22 protein-coding genes are annotated in these 21,081 nt (G+C 59.9%); 15 read left to right on the plus strand and 7 right to left on the minus strand.

Going from position 1 to position 21,081, the window contains the following annotated elements; genetic code table 11:
* Positions 1–43 precede the first annotated feature (43 nt).
* From RlegSU303_RS32875 to RlegSU303_RS32910, 8 genes are all read left to right on the plus strand, one after another.
* Positions 44–1,696, plus strand: coding sequence for a GMC oxidoreductase (locus tag RlegSU303_RS32875; RefSeq protein ID WP_231284089.1), 1,653 nt, complete (start codon positions 44–46; stop codon positions 1,694–1,696).
* A gap of 110 nt (positions 1,697–1,806) precedes the next feature.
* Positions 1,807–2,721, plus strand: a complete 915-nt coding sequence (gene ppk2, locus RlegSU303_RS32880) for a polyphosphate kinase 2 (protein ID WP_017958260.1) — start codon at positions 1,807–1,809, stop codon at positions 2,719–2,721.
* 150 nt (positions 2,722–2,871) lie between these two features.
* Entirely contained in the window at positions 2,872–4,740 is a 1,869-nt protein-coding gene (locus tag RlegSU303_RS32885) for an alpha/beta hydrolase family protein (protein ID WP_231284090.1), read from the plus strand.
* Positions 4,741–4,860: 120 nt separating this feature from the next.
* Complete coding sequence (locus RlegSU303_RS32890; RefSeq protein ID WP_017958262.1) at positions 4,861–5,496, plus strand: hypothetical protein; 636 nt, start codon at positions 4,861–4,863, stop codon at positions 5,494–5,496.
* Positions 5,493–5,684: a hypothetical protein gene (locus RlegSU303_RS32895; RefSeq protein ID WP_017958263.1), complete on the plus strand. Its 192-nt coding sequence runs from the start codon at positions 5,493–5,495 to the stop codon at positions 5,682–5,684. Before RlegSU303_RS32890 ends, RlegSU303_RS32895 begins: the two co-directional genes overlap by 4 nt.
* A 196-nt stretch (positions 5,685–5,880) precedes the next feature.
* A complete protein-coding gene (locus tag RlegSU303_RS32900) occupies positions 5,881–6,123 on the plus strand; it encodes a hypothetical protein (protein ID WP_027667324.1) in 243 nt (80 codons plus the stop codon).
* Positions 6,124–6,258: 135 nt separating this feature from the next.
* Positions 6,259–7,422 carry an HlyD family efflux transporter periplasmic adaptor subunit gene (locus RlegSU303_RS32905; RefSeq protein WP_205920765.1) on the plus strand — a complete coding sequence of 388 codons (1,164 nt, stop codon included), beginning with the start codon at positions 6,259–6,261 and terminating at the stop codon, positions 7,420–7,422.
* 63 nt (positions 7,423–7,485) lie between these two features.
* Complete coding sequence (locus RlegSU303_RS32910; RefSeq protein WP_269207230.1) at positions 7,486–9,591, plus strand: peptidase domain-containing ABC transporter; 2,106 nt, start codon at positions 7,486–7,488, stop codon at positions 9,589–9,591.
* 34 nt (positions 9,592–9,625) lie between these two features.
* On the opposite strand, the gene RlegSU303_RS32915 is transcribed toward RlegSU303_RS32910, so the two are convergent.
* Positions 9,626–10,501, minus strand: coding sequence for an aldo/keto reductase family oxidoreductase (locus RlegSU303_RS32915; protein WP_094088843.1), 876 nt, complete (start codon positions 10,499–10,501; stop codon positions 9,626–9,628).
* Between the two features lie 108 nt (positions 10,502–10,609).
* Between RlegSU303_RS32915 and RlegSU303_RS32920 the strand changes: the two genes are divergently transcribed.
* The gene (locus RlegSU303_RS32920; RefSeq protein ID WP_131719368.1) at positions 10,610–11,518 is read left to right on the plus strand and encodes a LysR family transcriptional regulator; all 909 of its coding nucleotides are present in this window, start codon (positions 10,610–10,612) and stop codon (positions 11,516–11,518) included.
* Positions 11,519–11,634: 116 nt separating this feature from the next.
* Here the strand turns inward: RlegSU303_RS32920 and RlegSU303_RS32925 are convergent, their stop codons facing one another.
* The 4 genes from RlegSU303_RS32925 to RlegSU303_RS32940 form a co-directional block, all read right to left on the minus strand.
* Entirely contained in the window at positions 11,635–12,114 is a 480-nt protein-coding gene (locus RlegSU303_RS32925) for a pyridoxamine 5'-phosphate oxidase family protein (RefSeq protein ID WP_017958269.1), read from the minus strand.
* A 108-nt stretch (positions 12,115–12,222) separates the two neighbouring features.
* Entirely contained in the window at positions 12,223–12,417 is a 195-nt protein-coding gene (locus RlegSU303_RS32930; RefSeq protein WP_003538349.1) for a hypothetical protein, read from the minus strand.
* A 62-nt stretch (positions 12,418–12,479) separates the two neighbouring features.
* On the minus strand, positions 12,480–12,716 hold the full coding sequence (gene rpsU / locus RlegSU303_RS32935) for a 30S ribosomal protein S21 (protein WP_003538346.1): 237 nt from the start codon (positions 12,714–12,716) through the stop codon (positions 12,480–12,482).
* 40 nt (positions 12,717–12,756) lie between these two features.
* Positions 12,757–12,909, minus strand: coding sequence for a hypothetical protein (locus tag RlegSU303_RS32940; RefSeq protein WP_168291283.1), 153 nt, complete (start codon positions 12,907–12,909; stop codon positions 12,757–12,759).
* A gap of 453 nt (positions 12,910–13,362) precedes the next feature.
* Here RlegSU303_RS32940 and RlegSU303_RS32945 point away from each other — a divergent pair, with 453 nt between their 5' ends.
* From RlegSU303_RS32945 to RlegSU303_RS32970, 6 genes are all read left to right on the plus strand, one after another.
* Complete coding sequence (locus tag RlegSU303_RS32945; RefSeq protein WP_094088841.1) at positions 13,363–14,082, plus strand: Ig-like domain-containing protein; 720 nt, start codon at positions 13,363–13,365, stop codon at positions 14,080–14,082.
* Positions 14,083–14,249: 167 nt separating this feature from the next.
* Complete coding sequence (locus RlegSU303_RS32950) at positions 14,250–14,438, plus strand: hypothetical protein (RefSeq protein ID WP_017958272.1); 189 nt, start codon at positions 14,250–14,252, stop codon at positions 14,436–14,438.
* 188 nt (positions 14,439–14,626) lie between these two features.
* Positions 14,627–15,814: a helix-turn-helix transcriptional regulator gene (locus RlegSU303_RS32955; protein WP_231284149.1), complete on the plus strand. Its 1,188-nt coding sequence runs from the start codon at positions 14,627–14,629 to the stop codon at positions 15,812–15,814.
* 304 nt (positions 15,815–16,118) lie between these two features.
* The gene (locus tag RlegSU303_RS32960) at positions 16,119–17,657 is read left to right on the plus strand and encodes a DUF4153 domain-containing protein (RefSeq protein ID WP_231284093.1); all 1,539 of its coding nucleotides are present in this window, start codon (positions 16,119–16,121) and stop codon (positions 17,655–17,657) included.
* A complete protein-coding gene (locus RlegSU303_RS32965; RefSeq protein ID WP_017958275.1) occupies positions 17,657–18,361 on the plus strand; it encodes a response regulator in 705 nt (234 codons plus the stop codon). Before RlegSU303_RS32960 ends, RlegSU303_RS32965 begins: the two co-directional genes overlap by 1 nt.
* Positions 18,361–19,383, plus strand: coding sequence for a HAMP domain-containing sensor histidine kinase (locus tag RlegSU303_RS32970; RefSeq protein ID WP_017958276.1), 1,023 nt, complete (start codon positions 18,361–18,363; stop codon positions 19,381–19,383). The genes RlegSU303_RS32965 and RlegSU303_RS32970 overlap by 1 nt, the downstream gene beginning before the upstream one ends.
* A gap of 147 nt (positions 19,384–19,530) precedes the next feature.
* On the opposite strand, the gene RlegSU303_RS32975 is transcribed toward RlegSU303_RS32970, so the two are convergent.
* Positions 19,531–20,295 carry an SDR family NAD(P)-dependent oxidoreductase gene (locus tag RlegSU303_RS32975; RefSeq protein WP_094088839.1) on the minus strand — a complete coding sequence of 255 codons (765 nt, stop codon included), beginning with the start codon at positions 20,293–20,295 and terminating at the stop codon, positions 19,531–19,533.
* A 52-nt stretch (positions 20,296–20,347) separates the two neighbouring features.
* A complete protein-coding gene (locus tag RlegSU303_RS32980) occupies positions 20,348–21,076 on the minus strand; it encodes an SDR family oxidoreductase (protein ID WP_017958278.1) in 729 nt (242 codons plus the stop codon).
* Positions 21,077–21,081: the final 5 nt, after the last annotated feature.

Genomic DNA, 21,081 nt, shown 5'->3' on the forward strand with positions numbered 1-21,081 from the left:
CGCGCCGTTTTGAGGATTGCTCCAGGACAGGATTTGAAAAGACATGTCTGAGATCGTCTATGATGCGCTGGTGATCGGCTCCGGCGCGGCGGGTTCCTTTTCGGTAAAGGAACTGACGGCACAGGGGCTGTCGGTGCTGCTGCTCGAGGCCGGCCCCGCCGTCGGGCCGAAGGATTTCGATCCCGCGCGCAAGAAGGCGCCGGCAAGCAGCATCAATATCTGGGAGCGTGCGCGGGCCACCCTCAAGGGTCAGCCGATCCAGGCGCGCGCAGCCTTTTTCACCGAGCGCTTCAGCCACTTCTTCGTCAACGACCGCAAGAACCCCTATACGACGCCGAAGGGTGAACCCTTCCTCTGGATCCGCGGCCGCCAGGGCGGTGGGCGCCTCCACAGTTTCGGCCGGGTGCTGCTGCGCTGGACCGACGACGATTTCAAGATCCGCTCACGCGCCGGAAAGGGCGTGGACTGGCCGGTCTCCTATGATGAGTTGGCGCCTTTCTACGACGAGGTCGAGACCTATCTCGGGCTCTACGGCAACAAGGACAACGTGGCCACATTGCCGGACGGCATCTATGCGAAGCCGGCAAGCCTGACGCCCGCCGAACAGATCTTCAAGCAGGCGGTTGAAAGCCGCTGGCCGGAAAGGCGCGTCGTCTCCTGGCGCTACATCGCGCCTGACGCCGACCGGATGCCGCGACCGCTGCGAGAAGCAAAGGCGACCGGCAACCTAACCGTCCTCTACGACGCCGTCGTTCGCCGCATCACAACGGATGAGAAGACCGGCCGCGCCACCGGCGCGGAATACATCGATCGCAACACCGGCGCGGTATCGACGGCTCGCGCCGCGACGGTGGTGCTTTCGGCCTCGCCGATAGAGAGCGTGCGGCTGCTGTTGAATTCGGCTTCGGCGAAACATCCGGATGGGCTCGGCAACAGCTCGGGCGCTCTCGGTCGCTATTTCATGGACCAGTTGCCGTGCCTCGCCTTCGGCTCCTTTTCGAAGGCGAAGGGCTGGGCGCCCGACGAATCCGCGCCGACCGACCCGTTCTACAATCCGTCGGGCGGGATCTTCATTCCCCGCTTCGGCGAGAGCGACGCCGCCCGCGGCGATTTCGACTACCAGGGAAGCGTCGGGCGCGCGCCGGTATCCGGGGACAGAGATGCGCGTCTCGCCTTCTTCGGTTTCGGCCGCATGCTGCCCTATGCCGACAACCGCATCACGCTCGATCTCAGACGTAAGGACGCCTGGAATATTCCCGTGCCGCATATCCGCTGCGTCATGCAGGAGGAGGAGCAGGCGCTGCTCAGAAGGCAGGAGGAGACGTTGATCGCCATGATCAAGGAGATTGGCGGCGACCTCGAATTCATCGGCTCGCCCACCGGGCTCAAGGAAATGGGCAAGGGCGCCTTTCCCGAAGCCGACGCCTTCAGCCGCTTCATGTTCCGCAAATGGTTCCGCAAGACCATGTGCATGGGCGCGGCAATCCACGAGACGGGCGGCGCGCGCATGGGCGAAACCCCTGAGGCTTCGGTGCTCAACCCCTACAACCAGGTCTGGGATGTCCCGAACCTCATCGTTACCGACGCAAGCGCCTTCCCCGGCAGCGGCATCGCCGGCACCACGCTCACCGTCATGGCCCTGACGATCCGCGCCTGCCGGTATCTTGTCGACCAATACCGAACGGGACGGCTGTAACCGCGCTTGGAACGCGAGACCTGGGTAAACCGTTTCAGCCTTCGATCAGTGGTCGTCATATAAACTTCGCACTGACATGCTCCTGTCAACGAAAGCAGGAAGGGAAACCCATGTCGCGAACACCTCAGGACCAACTCAGCCGCATAAAGGCCGAAATCGCTGACAGCTTCGATGAAGAGCTGGAAATGCAGATGGAGGAGGACCGGCTGGACGATCTGGTCGCCGAAGGAATGTCGGAACCGGCGGAGCAGACGCTCGAGCGAAAGATCTACTTCCGGGAGCTTTTCCGCTTGCAGCACGAACTGGTGCGGCTGCAGGATTGGGTCCAGCATAAGAAGCTGAAGGTGGTGGTGCTATTCGAAGGCCGGGATTCGGCCGGCAAGGGAGGCGCGATCAAGCGCGTGACCCAGCGGCTCAATCCGCGCGTCTGCCGGACGGTCGCGCTGCCCGCCCCTACCGAACGGGAACGCCATCAATGGTATTTTCAGCGTTATGTCCCGCATCTTCCGACCGGTGGCGAGATCGTGCTCTTCGACCGAAGCTGGTATAATCGCGCCGGTGTCGAGCGTGTGATGGGGTTCTGCACCCCCGATGAACTCGAGGAGTTCTTTCGCTCGGTGCCTGAATTCGAACGCATGCTGGTCCGCTCCGGAATCGTGCTGATCAAATACTGGTTTTCGATCACCGACGAGGAGCAGGAGTTCCGCTTCAATATGCGTATCCACGATCCGCTGAAGCAATGGAAGCTGTCACCGATGGATATGGAAAGCCGTGTCCATTGGGAGGAGTACACCAAAGCCAAGGAAGAAATGCTGGCGCGTACCCACACGGAGGATGCACCCTGGTGGGTGGTACAGGCCGTAGACAAGAAACGGGCGCGTTTGAACTGCATCGCCCATCTTCTGGAGCAGATCCCTTACGAGGATGTTCCGAAACCGGAGATCCAGTTGCCGGACCGCATCCGTAACGCCGATTACAACAGGGCGCCGGTTCCGCCTGAAATGTATGTGCCGGAGCGCTATTGAAATTATAGCGTACGCCGCCCCCAGAATTGTCTTCAGGGGGCGGCCCTCGCGGCCTGCTGCCTCTGGACCATTCCCCGCCCGACACTAGGTTCCGCTTCAAGAGTGAGGTTCCGTCGACCGTGCCTCAGAGTGGACGAGTGAGGGAATTGCTTGCTTTCCAGTAGCCGATTTTACGCCGATACGCGTGCCAGGTGGGGATACGAACCAAGTTTCGACGGCGCTCTCATCGCATGGTGGGGTTCCAAACGAGGCGCGCGCGCCGTCTTCGTCGGGGAATTTTCCAGCGGAAAACTTAACATCATCGCCACGTTCAAAGGCGACCTCTTCCATTTTGGCTGGCGGCAATACGCTAACCTTTTGGTTCTCACCGAGAAAGGCCGCCTGTGGGAAGTGGATCCCAAGCGACCCGGGACACGGACCGACGTCACTCCAAGAGATTTCCAAACGTGGCAGGTCATCGTTGAACCTCGACACGCCGGAGACAGCCAATTCCTGGTTTCCTACGATCGCAGCCCCGCTGTCGCCGATCTCTATGCAACCAGTGCGGACGGACGCGACAAGCGGCTCGTGGAACAAAACAACGGCTCGACCGAAAGCTGGTTGCTGAATGAGGCGCAGGTGCCATGCATTCGCGTCGAGCTGACCGCCTCCGGAATGAGGCGATACCTTCACTGCAGCGATGCCGACAAGCCGTGGCAAGAGATGGCGGCAGTCGAGCCGGATGACACGCTGGTCATCTGGCGTACGGACAGGTCAGGCAATGCCTTCGAGGCGCTTTCCAGCCGTCAGCGGGACAAGATCGCGTTGGTTTCGCTGGACCCGGTTACCGGCAGAGAAACCGTGCTGGCCGAGGACGGCGATGTCGATGTTTCAGACGCGCTGCGCTTTACGCCCACCGAACCGGCTGACGTCGCCGTCATTCGCGACGGCTATCCGCGATACATCGCCCTTTCGGAAAGGGGTACGATCTTCACCGAGCTCGTTCTGAATCGCGACGGGCATGCCGACGTCGAAATCTCAGGCTCTTCGAAGGATGGTGCGCTGCTTGCAGTCGCGATCTCCTACGATGAACGACCCTACCAGCACTACCTTCTAAACTTGGCGGACAAGAGCAAGACGCTCCTTTCCGCGCCGGCGGAAAAGCTCAAATCCTCATTTTCGGCGGTCACGAAGCCTGTTTCCTTCACGGCCGGGGATGGTGAGGAAATACCGGCATTGTTGACGCTTCCGGCTGGCGCGCCTCATCCTGTGCCGACCGTCGTGATGGCTCACGGCGGCCCGGCTCGCCACGACAGCTGGGGTTACAACATCGAGAAGAGTTTTCTCGCAAGCCGCGGATACGGAATCCTGTCGGTCAACTATCGCGGTTCGACCGGCTTCGGGAAGAGATACCAATCTCTGGGCTATCGGCAGTTCGGGCGAAAGATGCAGGACGATATCGCCGATGCCGGGCGATGGCTGCTCGCCCAGGGCATCGCGGACGAAGGCAAGCTTGCGGTCGCCGGCGAAAGCTACGGAGGTTTCATGGCCGCGTTGGCAATGGCCGGCGAAGACAGGCTCTTTTCCGCGGCAATCATCGACTACGCGATCCTGGATCTGCCCTACCAGATGCAGAACAACCCCGTCGGCTGGGGGTTGTTCCTGGGCCAGGTCATCCGCTATTTCGGCAATCCTGATGATCCCGGTGATCTCACGCAGATGCAGGAATTCTCGCCGCTCCACAATGTGGAGAAATTGCGCGGATCGTTCCTGCTCACGGCCGGAATGGAAGATCCGGTCGTCGGTTGCCAACAGACGAAAGTCTTCGAGAAGGCGTTGCGCAAGGCGGGTCTCGATGTCACGGCGCTGTACTTCCATCGGGAGGGTCATGGCTATGCCGGCTGGCAAACCAAACTGGTGCGCGCCCGCGAAATCGAGCTATTTCTCAGCCGCAAGCTCGGCGGCAAGGCAAAAAAAATCGATCCGCTGGCCTTGTTGTCAAAGCACTGGATTCAGGGGCGTTTCGTCAATGGTCAGTGAAATATTCTCGCTGACCGAGTATAAACCGCGAGAACAAAGCCTTGATACTCTCCCTGATTGCTCTAACCTCCTACTCGCGCGCCGGATATGGCGGGTTTTGGCTTTACCTCGGAGGCACCTATGGTTGACGTTCAGAGTGTTAATGCAAATACCAGCGGATATTACATCCATCCCCTCGAAGATTTTGAAATCGACGCCGTGAACGGCGCCGGCTCATGGGTCGGCCATGTCGATCGTGGGCTGATAGGCGGCACCTTCGCGGCCGGCGGCACTCTTGCGACCACCGGAAGCCTTGGCAAAGCCGGTATTGCCGGCACTGCGGGGTTCGCAGCCGGAGCGTCGGGCAGCATATATAATGGCGGCCTCTCCGGCGGTGGCAACAGCAGCGGCCGTGTCATCTGCACGCATTTCTTCCGGCGCGGCATGCTTGACCGCGATCTTTGGCGGGCGGATCTGGAATTCACCTTTCAGTCCCTGTCCCAGACGACGGTTCGCGGATATCAATATTGGGCGATCCCCTATGTCCGCCTGATGCGCCGAAGCCCGCTGGCAGAAAAAATCATGTATCCTCTCGCCAGAGCGCGAGCTCTGGAGATTGCCTACCAGGCCGGGCGCCGTTCGAAGGGCTCGCTTGGCGGCAAGGTAGTGCGCCTTATCGGCGAGCCGCTATGCTTCCTGATCGGCAGCGTGGTGAAGCAGAAGGACTGGGCTCCGCTTTGGGTGGAGAAGACAGAGGCGACAGGAGGTCAATCATGACAGCCTTCTCAAAATTGATCGTGCAGGAAGTTGCGTTGTCGGCGGTCTTGGCGGCGGGCGCCGTCATCGGCATTCCCAAGCTGACCGACCCGAATGCTGCCGCCAATTATCCGTTGGCGATCGGGGTTTTCCTGGCAATGGCAGCGACCTTCGTCGCCTACGAGCTTTTCGTCAAGAAATCATCCTGATGCTATCGTCTGGCTTGAAAAGTCTGTGACTTTTTCAACGGCCGGGAGGCGTAAATCTCCCGGCCGTTATGATTCACTGCTGTTCAGCACTCAAAAGTTGTCGCCTGCAGGTTGACGCTTTCCCGCAGCTTACCTAATTTTCCCGTGCACGTAGTGTTTTCGACTACCTTCCCGAAACAAACAGATGGTGAGTTAAGTGCAGGGTATCAAAGAACTTTCGAGCACCGAGATTGAACACGTATCCGGTGGTGGCGTCAGCTCCGGGGTTCGGGGCGCAATTGACGGGGCCGCCGCACTCGCAGGCGGTGGCGCTCTCGGCTACGCCGCAGCGATCGGCGCAGGCGTGGGCATTTCCGCCTTCGGCGTCGGAGCGCTTGCCGTCGGTGGCGCTGCCCTCGGTGTCTACGGTGTCTACAGGCTGGCGAGAGCTTTTGCCTAAGATTTAAAACATGGGGGCTCCGCCGGAATGGCGGAGCACCCTTCCTCCCCTTAACGACCATATCTAATCACAATGAGCCTGTTTCGCCGAGAAGCCCTCGAACGGCAGTCCCAGCGTTTAACGGGAACGGTGTCGATGGCGGTACCAGTGGGGTGGCACGTCACCGGCTATCTGATGGCCGGCATCCTCATCGTTGTTCTGATCTTTCTTTCGATCGCAAGCTATTCCCGCATCGTCACCGCAACCGGCATTATCCAGCCGGACAAGGGCGTGGCGATCGTCATGCCCTCGCGCTCAGGCGTCATCATGAAGATGATGGTCGCAGACGGCGATCAAGTCGAAGAAGGCCAAGAACTGGTGGCCGTGCGCTCCGAGGACTATCTGGTCAGCGGTGAATCGGCCTCCGAAAAAGTCGCCGAAATGCTCGACCGGCAGAATGCCAGCATCAGCGAGCAACTGGCGGAAGTCAAAAACGATGAAATTGCCCAAACGGCGCAATTCGGTGCGCAGATTGCCGGTTACCAGACGCAGATCGACAAGCTTCAGAGCCAGATCGCCCTGCAAAGGGAGCTGATCACCTCGATCGAGAAAGATGTCGAGCGCATTCGCGGCCTGGTCGACAAGGGTATCGTTCCACGACGAGACGTGACGTTGAGAGAAGATTCGCTCACCGAGCGGCGTCAGCAAATGGCGGTACTGGAAAGCACGTTGACGGAACGGCGGTCGGACCTCTCCGATGCCGAACGAATGCTCGATCAGGTCAAGGCGCGCTCAAACGAGAAGGTCGCAGCACTCCAATCGCAGCGCGAGGATATCAATCGCGGCCTCGCCACCAACGAACAGTCCCGCGCCTATGTGATCAGATCGCCGATCGGCGGTACGGTTTCTGCCCTCACGGCCAAGATCGGCGAGCCGCTGAACACGCAGCAGGCGCTCATGAGCGTCGTGCCGCTGAATGCAACATTGCATGCGCAACTGGACATGCCCAACGCCGCCGTCGGTTTTGTCGAGGTCGGGCAGGAGGTACGGCTGGCGATCGATACCTTCCCTTACCAGAGCTTCGGGACGATCGCAGGTCGCGTCAAGAGCCTGTCGAAAAGCCCGATCAACCGTGGCAGCGGCGCGAGCACCAACCTGAACTATCTGGTGACAGTCGACCTTGAACGGCAGAGCATCACGGCCTTCGGGAAGCAGCAAGCGCTGTTTCCCGGCATGACATTGTCGGCCCGGATTGCGACCGCGCGCCAATCTCTACTCGAATGGCTGTTCGAGCCGTTGTTCGCCCTTCAACGACGATAGGACCCGCGATTGTCTGCCAGAGCACTTCAGGCCGGGTTCTTTTCAACCTCACGGATTCGTCTCATTCGTCAGAATGAGGTCAGCGAATGCGGTCTGGCCTGTCTGGCAATGATGGCGAGCTTTTACGGGCACGACGTTGATCTGGCGACGATGCGCCGACGTTTCACCCCATCATTTCGAGGAGCCCCGCTGTCGAGCCTGATCAAGATCGCAGACCAGGTCGGCCTCCTGCCTCGCGCCGTCAAGCTGCCGCTGGAGGAGCTGCCCAATCTCGCATTGCCGGCGATCCTCCACTGGAACATGAACCATTACGTCGTCATCGAGCGGGTTTCCGGCGACAAGGCGCTGATCCACGACCCTGCTGGCCGCAGTGAATGGCTTCAAATGTCTGAGGTTTCGGACCACTTTACCGGCGTTGCGCTGGAGTTGCGGCCAAACGAAGCATTCGAGAAGAAAACGGAGCGTACGGTGTTGCGCTGGTCGCAGCTCTGGACGCGGATCAACGGGCTTGGAAGTTCATTCCTCCAGGTCATCCTCCTCAGTGTCGTGTTGCAGATCTATGTGCTTGCCCTGCCCTACTACTTGCAGATCGGCATAGACAACGCGCTGCCGGCGCTCGACCACGATCTGCTTGCGGTGCTTGCGCTTGGTTTTGGGCTGTTCACCGTGTTCAATGCGAGCGCGAGTTTCCTTCGCTCCTTCGTGATTCTGGCGGCGGGCTCGGCATTGGGCTTCGGCATCGCCTCGAACATTGCCAGGAAACTGTTCCGGCTGCCGCTCGACTGGTTCCAGAAGCGGGAGGTCGGCGACATTCTCTCCCGCTTCCAGTCGGTGACGCCGATCCAGAAAATGCTGACGGAAGGTGTTGCTGGAACGCTGGTGGATGGATTGCTCGCGCTGACGACGCTGGCGATCATGTTCTTCTACAGCGCCAGGCTTGCAATGATCGCGCTGACCGCCTTCTTCCTCTATTTCGTCGTTCGTCTGATCTCCTTCTCGTTCGAGCGCCGCGCCCAGGAAGGCAGTATCATCGCGCACGGCAAGGAACAGACGGCGCTCATCGAGACGATACGCGGTATCCAGACCTTTCGTCTCTACAATAGTGAAACGATGCGGCATGCCATGTGGCAGACATTGCTGACGGATGCCGTCAATGCCAACATCCGCTCCTCGCGCATCGGCATTTGGCAAACGACCGGCAATGCCTTGTTGTTTGGCCTGGAGAATGTCGTCACCATCTATCTCGCAATCGGCTTCGTCATGAATGGCGGCTTCAGCGTCGGCATGGTTTTCGCCTACCTCGCCTATAAAGGTCAGTTCCTCGAAAAGGCCGGCAATCTCGTTGATCAGGGCATGGCGTTCTTGATGCTACGGCTGCATCTGGAACGCTTGGCCGATATCGCCTTGGAGGAGGATGACAGAAGCTTTGCCCCCAGTTCCATGGCCGTCACGGAATTAAAAGGACGGATGGAGCTCAAAAGCGTTTCCTACCGCTATTCTCCAACCGATCCCCTCGTTCTCCAGGAGATCGACTTTTCCGTTGAAGCCGGCGAACATGTGGCCATCACCGGGCCGTCAGGCATGGGTAAATCGACGCTCCTCAAGGTGATGCTCGGGCTGCTGTTGCCTCAATCCGGTGAGGTGGCCGTCGACGGTCTTCCCCTCCAGCAGTTCGGTCACAAGAGCTTTCGCGATCAGATCGCAGCCGTCCTGCAGGACGACAATCTCTTCGCCGGATCCATAGCGGACAATATCACGCTGTTTGCCGAGCAGGCCGATCTCGAAGCCATTGCCGATGCCGCACGCGCTTCGGCAATTCACGACGAGATCATGAAAATGCCGATGCAATATGAAACGCTCGTCGGCGACATGGGATCGAGCCTCTCCGGCGGCCAGAAGCAGCGCGTGTTGCTGGCGCGCGCGCTTTATCGAAAGCCGAAAATGCTTTTCCTGGATGAAGGCACATCTCACATGGACGCCGCCAACGAAGCGCGCGTCAATCATTCCATACGCTCACTCGGCATTACCCGCATCGTCGTCGCTCACCGGCAGGAAACCATCGCTGCCGCCGACAGGGTTCTTTACATGGACGGCGAAGGCCTGCGACCTCTCGGTCCGCCAAAGGAAGTCATCAGCCTGCAACTGGGCGAAAGCCTGAGCACGCGTTGAGAGCGTGACGTCGCGCCTGCGATTTCGGACTTCATCAGGCGACGCTGCCAGCCACGCCGTCCAACTGCTCGAGAGCCTCATCCGGCAGCGCGAGCCCGGCGGCGGCGAGGTTCTCCCTGAGATGGCCGAGAGACGAAGTGCCGGGGATCAGTAGGATGTTTTCCGCGCGACGCAGCAGCCAGGCGAGCGCCACCTGCATAGGCGTCGCGTTGAGGCGTGCTGCAACATCGGACAGGGTGGAAGACTGCAGCGGGCTGAACCCGCCGAGCGGAAAGAATGGTACATAGGCAATGCCGCCGCGCGCGAGATCGTCGATCAGGGCATCGTCGGCCCGATGCGCCAGATTGTACTGGTTCTGCACGCAGACGATCTCGGTGATCCCACGCCCTTCGGTGATCTGCTTGGATGTGGCGTTGCTCAGCCCGACGTGACGCACCAGGCCTTGCCGCTGAAGATCGGCGAGCACCGTCAGCGGCGCTTCGATCGACCCTTCGGCCGGGCCGTGCACGTCGAACATGATCCTGAGATTGACGACATCAAGCACATCGAGGCCGAGATTGCGGAGGTTGTCGTGTACCGCCTCCGTCAGCTCCTCGCGCGAGAAGGCCGGAATCCACGATCCGTCCGCGCCGCGCCGGGCGCCGATCTTGGTGACGATGGTGAGATCGTCGCGATAGGGATGCAGCGCTTCGCGGATGATCTGGTTGGTGACGTGCGGGCCATAGAAGTCGCTGGTGTCGATGTGGTTTACGCCGCTCGCGACCGCCTCTCGCAGCACTGCCAAGGCCGCGCCACGATCTTTGGGCGGGCCAAACACGCCAGGCCCGGCAAGCTGCATGGCGCCATAGCCGAGCCGCTTCACGCTGTGGCCGCCGAGGTTGAACGTGCCGGACTGATCGATAGTGGACATGACCAAAATTCCTTTCAAGAGATGACGCCAAGATAGGCCTAAGATAAGCATTGTCGGCGCGTGTGAAAATTGGCTATAATCCGCACAGGCTGTGCGGAGTGGCGAACAATGAAGGCAGATCTGGGTGATCTCAATGCCTTTGTTGCCGTGGCACGTGCCGGCGGTTTTCGCGAAGGCGCGCGCGTCAGCGGCAGCAGCGCCTCCTTCCTCAGCGAAGCGGTGCGCCGCCTGGAGGCTCAGCTCGGCGTCAGGCTGCTCAACCGGACGACACGAAGCGTCGTCCCGACCGAAGCGGGCAAGGGCTTGCTGGAGCGGCTCGGTCCTGCTTTGAGCGAGGTGGAGTCTGCCCTCGACGTCGTCAACGGTTTTCGCGACAGGCCGGCCGGTGCGCTGCGCCTCAATGTGCCGGTCAGCGCGGCGCGGCTGGTGCTGCCCTCCATCGTTCCACCGTTCCTCGCCGCCTATCCCGATATTCGGCTGGAAGTGGTCACCGACGAGAGCTTTGTCGACGTGATCGCGGCCGGCTGCGACGCCGGCATCCGCTATGACGAGCGGCTGGAGCAGGATATGATCGCGATACCGATCGGGCCACGCGTCCAGCGCTTTGCCATCGCAGCCTCCCCGGACTACCTCGATCGCCGTGGCCGGCCGCAACATCCGAGCGAGCTGCTCGGCCATGCCTGTCTATTGGGTCGCTTTGCCAGCGGCGCGATGACGGCGCCTTGGGAGTTCGAGCGCGATGGCGAGATAGTGCGGGTCGATCCGACGGGGCCGCTGATCGTGCGGGTCGGCGGGGCGACCGACCTGGCCGTCGATGCAGCGATATCAGGAACAGGGATCGTCTGCCTCTTCGAGGACTGGCTGCGCCCGCATATAGACAGTGGCGCGCTCGAGCCCATCCTCGAACCGTGGTGGCAGCGCTTCTCCGGGCCGTTCCTGTACTACCCCGGGCGTCGGCTGGTACCGGCGCCGCTCCGCGCATTCATCGATTTCGTCAAGGCATCGGCTCCGGCATAATTCCTTAGCCGGAATCGATCCAAGGATAAAATGGTGCAGCAATTCAAGGTGTTACAGCATCCTTTGCGCGTCTAAAAGATGCGGCGCTGTAAGCGGCCTTAATGGCCGACGACGCGCTAGAGCTTGACCTCGGCATTGTCGCCCATATCAGGTTTGGTGTTCGAGACTGCTGCGGCCGCCATCTTGATATAGCTGATGATCGTGCCCGGGCTGTCCCAATATTCGGCCGAAGCCGGCGTCATCTTGAGGATACGGATGGAAGGATCGTCGGGATTGTCCCACCACGCCTTTGCCGGCGTTGCCCATAATTCCCTGATTCTCTCCCGGTCGTTTTGCACCTCGGCCGTCCCCGATACGGAAACATATTTCTGTCCCTTGGTGTCGGCAAAGGCGAGGCACACGTTTGGCCAGCGAGTGATTTCATCGTCCTTGTGACTGCTGACATCCGTCAGGAAATAGATCGCATTCTCGAGCTGCGCGGTATAGGCGGACATCGGCCGGGCTCGCAGATCGTCGCCGCTGCGGGTCGTCAGCATGCAAAACCCGATCTTGTCGATCAATTCCCATACCCGTGTCGCATCGTCTTGATTGGCCATCGTCATCTCCATCTGTGCAAGAGACGAAGTAACCATCTGCCGCGGCCGAGGTTCCCAGTCGGCGGGCCTAATGAGCCCATTCCCAAGGTGATTGAGGTACGCAGTCGATCAATGGACGCTTGGGGTTTTCATGACCATTGCAAAGTCTTCGGCGACCAGTTCGCTGACGGCGATGAGAACTTCCTCCCGGGAAAAGCCCGATGTCAGAGCGCGTTGAATCAGATCCTGCAGATCCGGCTCCACGACATCGCGGCAATCCTCGAGGCGTTCTTCCGAAACGGTGAGGCTATTGAGTTCGTCCATTGTCTGTCCTTTCAGGGGAATGTAACCGCCAAAGCCCGGGAAGGCTGGCGAGGATAAAGCCGCTAACGAGCGGCCACCGCCCGCTTCGGACCGGGCAGCAGGCCTTCACGCTGCATCTGCTTGCGTGCAGCCTTGCGATGTCGGCTGATCGCCTGTGCCTTTTCCCTGACGCGCCGTTCGGACGGCTTCTCATAGGCGCGCCGTTCCTTCATTTCGCGGAACAGCCCTTCGCGCTGCATTTTCTTTTTCAAGACTCTGAGCGCTTGATCGACATTGTTGTCTCTGACGAGTACCTGCATTGCGAGTTCTCCTTGTTTGGGATGGTGCGCCGATCGCCGCTCAGCCGAGCTGCTCGGCGATCAGAGCCTGCAATTCGCGGCGGGTGAGAAGGCAGGGAAACGGCTTCCAGCTCTTGGGAGCATTGCGGACAGCCTCGTCATCCTCACGCGGATTCGCCGCCGCAACCGCGGTGGTCGTATGTGTATTGTTCAAAAAGAAATCCTTTGCCGGCCTTGGCCAGCGTTATCGATTGTTTGTGGGATTGCCCATCACGCAGCCTTAAGGCGCGCGCCGATCCATAAGCGTCTCAATCCGCAGCCGGCAACGGCTTGGATTTCAGCTTGGATCGGGTACATCAGCAACATAGGGCTCAGCGAGCAGAATTGCAACGGATAGCCCGGATGGTTGGCGCGGGGCATCGCCAATCGCCTTCAGATATACTCAGTACCATTTTATTCAAGTTAGCCGGGTATAGTTTTTGCCGAATTTTCTTCAATTTTGCGCGGGAGTGACATTATTCCGCCAGAATGGAAGCAACGCGAAGATCGCCATCGAAATTAACCTTCCGTTAAATAGGCCATTGACTTGTAGTATTAATAGGTTGTTAAAGGAGCCGCTCGCTGAGGTCGAAATTGACCCGCTAATAAACATTTTGAGGAGAGAGCAATGGCTTCGCCGATACATGCAACTGATGATAGTGCAACATTTCAAGAAACCGACGTTATTTCCGGAAATCTGCTTTCCAACGATTCCTCCGACAACGGCCACTTGTTCCTGCGCGCCTTCGACGGCGCAAGCGTAGGCGCCAAGAGCGGCAACAGCCAGGTTACCGAAATCCAGGGCGATTACGGCACCTTCTTCGTCAAGCCGGACGGCAGCTACACCTATGTCCTGAGCGACGCCGCCAAGATCGGTTTCGCCAACGGTGAATCGTTCCAGGAGAAGGTTTCCTACAAGATCTCCGACGGCAGCGGTCATACCGATGTCGGCCTGTTCACCCTGAACATCCAGGGCGTAACGCAAGTCAAGCCGATCGCAGTCGAGGATACCTTCAGCTTCACCGAAGGCAGCGCCATCGGCGGCAACGTTCTGGACAACGACATTGCCGGCGACAACGGCAAGATGTTCCTGCGTCAGTTCCTGACCGAGCAGGTAGACGCCAAGGATGGCGCCGTTACCGACGTTGCCGGCACCTACGGCATGTTCCACGTCAAGGCGGATGGCACATTCACCTATGAACTGACCTCCGATCTGGATGCAGGTCAGACGTACACGGAAGTTCTCCGTTACTACAAGATCTCCGATGGCGAAGGCCACACGGACACTGCCAAGGTGACGCTGAACATCACCGGCACGGATGCCCATCCCGACGGCGTCGGTGTTTGATCCGCAGCGATAGATCAGTGAGACACGACGCCCGCCGCGCAATCGGCGGGCGTCCGCATATTCGCCACTCTGATACAAGGCCCGGCGGGACGCCGGTATATAATCCTTTTTAGCTAGTTCTTATAGACGCGGCGGAGGAGTAGTCTCGAAGTTCGGAGGACACGCCCTTGACCGAACACATCGAACCCAAGCAAATCGAGACAGACGATCTGACGAAAGTCTGGTCCGTAACCGAGTTCTGCGCTCGCCATCGGATAGATGCCGAGGAACAGGCGCTGCTGCTCAAACTTTTCGGCCCGTTCGCGACCGCCTCCGAATTGCTTCACAATGCCAAGCGCGCGCCAAGATTCAGATGAAGCCCTCTCCATTTCTTCAACGATCTTCTCACAAATCCCGGTAAGTCATTCGGTGAACGAGACGGCGCAAGATATCGCCTGATCGGGTGAGGCTCGCTATCTTGCCTCTCAGACATTTAGGCAGTAATCGAAATGGTGCGATCGTTGCATTTGGCGGAACCATCATCGTGAAAACGAGCGGCGCTGATATGGATCATGTCGATATCGTTGATGCTGTCTATCAGGCGGCGGTCCGTTCAGAACTATGGCCGGATACGCTGTGCGCGATCGTTGATTACGTCGGTGCCGTCGCCGGAAATATTGTCTATCAGGCACCTGATGGCCGCGGCAGCTTTCTGATCCCCGGCCGCATGCGTGAAGATTTGAATGCGCTCTATCTTCAGCATTACACGGGCAACCCCTATGCCCGCGCATTCGAGAAGGTAAAGCCGGGCGAGATTGCAGTCGGCAATAGGTTGATCGATGCAGAGGCCGTAAGGCATTCCGCGTTTTACGCCGATATCTGCGAGCCTCAAAACATCTTCAATCAGCTCTTCCTGCCGCATGCGAGCCTGCACGAGCGGGGAGGTATCGGCGGTGTCGCTCTGTTCCTGTCTCGTCAGCAAGACGAGCACGCCGCGGAAGCGGCAGCACGGTTAGAGCGGCTGAGCCCGCATATGGCGCGGGCGATCGATCTTTCCTTTCAGGTAAACCGGATCGCCCGCGCACCCGAATTGCCGCAACGGCTGATCGATGCAATCGCGGATGCGGCCGTGCTGATCGATAGTCGGGGTGCCGTCCTTCTCTTGAATGCGGCTGCCGAAGCACTGCTCAAGCAGGCCGACGGCATTTTTCTCAGCCGATCCGAGAGACCCTCGCTTGCCGCCCATATTTCGAAGACATCCACCCGCCTAGTGAACGCCATTCGTCAGGCTTTGCTGATAGCCGATGGCGAAGACACGCCTTTCGACGGGGCATTGTCGATCTCCCGGCCATCGGGTTTGCCGCCCTATCTGGTGATGATCACGCCGCTTGCACCGACAGCGGTTTCGATATGGGATGCGGTTGATAGTGGAGCGCGCGTCCTCATTCATATCGTCGATCCGGAAGCGAAGACGCGTCGGCAAGCGCAACAACTGCAACACATCTTTGGCCTGACCGAAGCCGAAACCCGGGTCGCCGCACTGATCGGCAGCGGAATGAATCTGCCCGAGATTGCCCGGGTTCTTGGAATTTCGTCCAACACGGTAAAAACCCACACCGGCCGATGCTTTGGCAAAACGGGGGTACGATCCCAGGCGGCTCTCGCCAGGCTGATTGCCTCGATCCCGATCGCCGGAAACAGGCCGGCGACGCCGTCCCGCGCGAATGGAAAGAGCCGTCCGCGGCAATCGTAGATTCTACTAGGCTATCTTCACACGATGATCTGGAGAGGCCTGCTGCATGACCTCATAGGTCCGGGTGATTTTCCTGAATTGCTGCTCACTCTCTGCACAAAATCTGCAATTTGGCGCGGCATTCTTCCGCCATGAGCAAGAACGACATCCCCCTCGCGCCACACCGTCCGGCTTTGCCGGATCGCCTCCGCAATGACGGATGGTGGCTGACGGAGGCGAGCTGGCCTCGAGGAACCGCCTCCGAGGAGACCCCAGCAACCATGCTCATCGTGATCGAAAAGCGGCATCTGCGAGAGGAGCACCAATGGACACAACCGACACCCTGACAGAAGCAATGCCCATCAGGCGTGGCAGTGGCCGGATCCCCACGCTGTTTGCGCTGGTGGCGCTGGCTGATTTTCTGATCTTTGGTCAGATGCCCGGGATAAACCTTTTCCTGTTTGCGCTCGCCGTCTGCGCCGGCATTCTACTTTCGGCCGGGAAGATCCGAGCGCCGTCAATGCCTGCTCTCCTGTTTGGTTTCTCGGCTCTGGCGTCGGCACCTCTGCTGGAAGCGCCTTCATTAACCGGCATCGCTCTTTGCTTCAGCGCGCTGATAGCGGTTGCTCTCGTCGGCGCCAGGCTTATGCCTCGCGGTCTGACCGGTCTGCCGCTGGTGTTTCTCCGTTTCACTCTTGTCATTCCCTTGCGGCTTGCCGACGATATCAGGACATATCTTAAGACGCCGGCCAAACGTTTCTCCTTCACCGTCGTTTGGCAGGGCGTCGGCCTCTGGATCATGCCGCTCGCTCTCGCCGCAGTCTTCGTGTTCCTCTTTGCGGCTGCAAACCCGCTTATCGAGATCGCGCTGCGCAGCATCCGCTTTGCCGTTCTGCTGCAGTTTCTCGACCTTTGGCGGATCGGCTTCTGGATGATGATCGCTACTGTGGTCTGGGCGATGTTGCGGCCGCGCCTGAAGCGGCGCATTGCGAGGTCGCAAGCCAGCAGGGCGTTCGTCATCGTACCGACCAGAAATGCACCGTTCGGCCAGGCCTCCCTGCTGCGGTCGCTGCTCCTCTTCAACGCGCTCTTTGCCGTGCAGACACTTCTCGATCTCGTCTATCTCTGGGGCGGCGCAGACCTGCCCGATCACATGAGCTATGCCGAATACGCTCATCGCGGCGCCTATCCGCTGATTGCGACGGCGCTTCTGGCCGCCGGTTTTGTTCTCGTCGCCATGCGGCGCGGCGGGCCTGGCGATCAAAATTCGCTGATCCGCGGCCTCGTCCACGCCTGGATCGGTCAGAACATTCTTCTCTGCCTGTCCTCGATGCTGCGGCTTGGGCTTTACGTCGAGGCCTATTCGCTGACGGAACTGCGCGTCGCCGCCGGTCTCTGGATGGGCCTCGTCGCTTTCGGCCTTGTCTTGATCCTGCTGCGCATTCTGCTCAACCGATCCAACGAGTGGCTGATCGCCGCAAACCTCGCTTCCCTGATTGCTGTGCTCTATATCAGCGCCTTCATCGATTTCCCTGATGTCATCGCCCGCTTCAATGTCGCCCACAGCCAGGAGATCAGCCATGAAGGCCCGCCGCTCGACCTCGATTATCTCTCCTCGCTCGGTCCTTCCGTCATTCCGGCGCTCGATCTCTACCTCCTCAAGCTGCCGGATCACCTGATCGACCAGAGGAGCCAAGCTGCGACAGTTCGGTACTACCTCGCCAGGAATTTTGAGATGCGCCGGCGGGACTGGCGGAACTGGACCTTCCGGGCGGCGCGGTTGGAGAGCTATCTTCTGGCTCCCATTGCAAGACAGAACGAGAACGATAACAACAGGCACGACAAACCAATGCAGGACTGGTGATGGCGCCCCGCATTCTCGTCGTCGATGACGAACCTCATATCCGCGACGTGATTTGCTTCGCCCTTGAGCGCGCCGGCCTGGCATCGATGGCCGCCCGTAACGGCACCGAGGCGATGACGGCCTTCCGCCGCGGCAACATCGATCTCATCATTCTCGATATCGGCATGCCCGACATGGACGGCCTGGAGGTCTGTCGCCATATCCGCAAGACGTCGGCATTGCCGATCCTGTTTCTTTCGGCGCGCGACGAGGAGATCGACAGGGTGCTCGGTCTCGAAATCGGCGGGGACGATTATGTCACCAAGCCGTTCAGTCCGCGCGAACTCGTGGCTAGGGTCAAGGCGATTTTGAAGCGCAGCAGCAATGAAGCGGGGGCTGACAGACGCCACGCCACCCTTGTCGCCGGTGAACTCAGCCTGGATCGGCGTGGCAGGACGGTTATGTTTGGCGAGAGCACCATCGCAATGACAGCGCTCGAATTCGCAATCCTGGACGCATTATTGTCACGCCCCGATATGGTCTTCAGCCGCGAACAGCTGATGGCGGCGGCCTATGGCGCTGGAACCTATGTCGCTGACCGGACGATCGACAGCCATATCCGCAACATCAGGGCCAAGTTCCTGGCGGTCGGCGGTTCCGCGATCATTGCAACCGTTCACGGCATCGGCTTCAAACTCGGCATCGAAAGCGGGAGGAAGGCCTGATGTCGGCACCGAAAGTCAGGACGAAATGGCGGCCGACGCTGGCGCTGATCGTCTATGTCGTGCTTCTCGCGGTCATGGCGCTGCCGATCCTGATCGTCATCTGGTTTCGTGCCGTGGAGGCGAGTTCGAACCGGATGGCACCAGCGGAGATCGGCGCCCTCGTCGTCGCCTTCATCCTGACGCTCGGCGTTGCCTATGTGCTGACGCGCACCATCACCGGGCCTATCGACGCTTTGATCGCCCGGACGGAAGAGATCGCCCGCGGCGGCAAGGGAGCAATCCAGCCGCTTGAAAGCTATGGAACGCGCGAGATCGCCGTCCTGTCGCAAAGCTTCCTCGATCTCGCCGGAAAACTGGTCGATCGCACCGAATATGTTCGCTCCTTTGCCGCCCATGTCTCCCACGAACTGAAATCGCCGCTGACGGCCATCCGCGGTGCGGCAGAGCTTTTGCGCGATGACGATGCCGAAAGGCCGATGACGAAGGCGCAGCATTTGCACTTTCTCGACAACATCATCGCCGATGCCGTCCGGCTCGATGCATTGTTGCAGCGGCTGAGGGAACTTGCGCAGGCGGAAACGCCTGTCGCCGAGGGCAGAAGCAGCATCACGGACATCATATCCTCACTGCGCGGGCGATTTCCCGCTCTCAATATTTCCGGCGCCGGCGATACGGAAATATCGGTTGCTCTTCCCCAGGAGGCAGCCGGCATCGTGTTTGCCAATCTTGCCGAAAACGCTCTTCAGCACGGTGCCACGCTGTTGGAACTCAGAATATCGGTCGATGCCCGAACAGCCGTCATTCTTGTCTGTGACGACGGCAGCGGTATTTCCGAGGCAAATCGCCAACGCATCTTTCAGCCGTTCTTCTCAACCCGCCGCGAACAGGGCGGTACCGGCATGGGCCTCGGTATCGTCCGTGCCATGCTGAGCTCTCATGGCGGTACGATCCGCCTGGTGAAGACGACCAGCGCCGGCACCGAGTTCGAAATCACCATCCCCCTGCAAATTTTATCTGGCTGAGATCGCACCGATACGATGTGCGGGGGAGCTGACTGCTCTCCTCGACGAGGCCTACTTCACGATTATCAGACACGCAGGACGGGGAGAAACTCCCTCCCCCCGACCAAGCTGCTGCGAGCCACCCTGCCCCAATCTGGTGTTCGCGTCTCACCGCGTCGTATAACCGCCGTCGATAACCAGCACTTCGCCAGTGACATAACTTGCCGCCGCCGAGCAGAGGAACAATGCAGCACCCGCCACCTCCTCCGGCTGCCCGACGCGTCCCATCGGGGTCATGCTGCGCCAGGTCGGGAACCAGTCGGGATTGTCGATGCCGCCGCGCGACAGATCGGTCTCGATGTAGCCGGGGGCGATGGCGTTGACGCGGATATTCTCGGCGGCAACTTCGCTGGCGAGGCTTTTCGTCATCATGTGGACCGCCGCCTTGGAGGTATTATAGGCGACCTGGTTCTGGGGAATGTTGGACACGATGCCCGATATCGAGCCGATATTGAGGATGGCGCCGCCGCCTTGGCGCCGCATCGGTGCTAATGCGGCGCGGCAGGCGCGAAAGACGGCGTCGACATTGACCGTCATGATCTCGCGCCAGATGGTATCGGGAAATTCGCCGCTGTCGCCGTGAATGGCGATGCCGGCATTGTTGACGAGGATGTCGAGCCGCCCCGCCCGCGAAAGAGTCTCAGCGACGAGTTCGTCTGCAGCGCTTTCCTTCGTCAGGTTGATGGCGATGAAATCGCAATCGACGCCGGCCTTGGAGAGCTGGTCTTCCGCGGCCGGATTGCGGGTTCTGCCGGTGATGATGACTTTGGCACCCGCCTCGCCGAGCGCCTCGGCGATGGCAAGCCCGATGCCGCGCGTGCCGCCAGTCACCAGCGCCACCTGTCCGTTCAGGCGAAATCTGTCGAAGATCATGGCCGTTTCCTCTTGAGTGGGTTCGCGAGTGTAGAAGGCGGATGCACTTTCGTCAGATGTCGGCGCTCTGCGGCAGGATGACGAGATCGCGGATGGTGATGTTGCGTGGGCGTGTCAGCATGAAGAGCACGGCTTCGGCCACTTCGTTCGCCTCCATCAGGCCGCCGGCTGCGAGCGCCTCGTCCAACTTCTCCTGCGGCCAATCGCTGAGAAGGGCGGTGACGACTGGGCCTGGAGCGACAGCGCCGACGCGCAAGCCATGCTTGGCCACCTGCCGCCTCAGCGTGTGGACGAATGCCTGGACCGCGTGTTTCGAGGCCGTATAAATCGGCTCCCAGACGACGGGGATCATGCCGGCGACAGAACTCGTCAGGATGATATCCCCGGTCTTGCGCTCGACCATATGCGGCAAAACGGCATGCACCGAACGGAAGGCGGCGTTGATGTTCAGGTTGAGCATCCGGTCCCAGGCATCCGGGTCGCCGCCCAGCACCTCGCCGCCGATATAGGAGCCGGCATTGGCGTGGAAGATGTCCAGCTGGCCGGCTTTCTCCAGAATCTCAGGCATCATCCGTTCGACGCTTTTCGGATCGATGAGATCGATGACCAAGGGAATGGCGTTGGCGTCGAGTTTCGAGCAGATTTCCTTCAAGGCGTCTTCATTCCGGTCGACCAGCACGACCCGAGCGCCCGCGGCAAGCATGGTCTTGGCGCATTCAAGGCCGATACCCGACGCCGCTCCGGTGACAGCCGCGACTTTTCCAGACAGATCCTGTCCCATTTGTT

Source organism: Rhizobium sp. SU303 (genome assembly GCF_021052345.1).
Taxonomy (GTDB): Bacteria; Pseudomonadota; Alphaproteobacteria; order Rhizobiales; family Rhizobiaceae; genus Rhizobium; species Rhizobium laguerreae.